The organism is Achromobacter sp. GbtcB20 (assembly GCF_019091095.1).
Taxonomy (GTDB): Bacteria; Pseudomonadota; Gammaproteobacteria; order Burkholderiales; family Burkholderiaceae_B; genus Achromobacter; species Achromobacter mucicolens.
Window position 1 is genome coordinate 1 of the sequence record NZ_JAGXJZ010000232.1, and the last position, 461, is coordinate 461.

The following is a 461-nucleotide window of genomic DNA, read 5'->3' on the forward strand; positions in this document are numbered from 1 at the left end:
ACCCACCAGCACAGCCGCGATGGGCGCGACCTGGACCATCAAGGCCGCCGCTACGAGCGCTACGACTACCCCGCCCGGGCCAAGTTCGACGAGGCCGGCAAGCCCTTCGCCGAGAATCGCCTGCGCGGGCATCGGCGCGACGCGCGCATCGCCTTGGTCGAAGGCGATGACCCGCGCTTGCAGCCTGGCATCTCCTTCACGCTGGCCGGGCACCCACGCGAGGACATGAATCACGGATGGCGACCGGTCCGCATCGTCCACCGCGGCATCCAACACACGAGCCAAGCCGAAGAAAGCGCCGATTCCGCGTCAGGGACTCACTACCACTACGAGGCTGAATTGGTACCGGACGACGCCGAATGGCGCGCAGAGCCATTGCCCCGGCCCCGCATCGACGGACCGCAGAACGCCGTAGTGGTCGGCCCACCCAATGAAGAGATCTACACCGACGAATACGGCCG

1 protein-coding gene is annotated in these 461 nt (G+C 67.0%); it reads left to right on the forward strand.

Going from position 1 to position 461, the window contains the following annotated elements:
• A partial coding sequence (locus KVT32_RS32715; RefSeq protein WP_254637065.1) for a contractile injection system protein, VgrG/Pvc8 family occupies positions 1-461 on the forward strand: 461 nt, incomplete at both ends.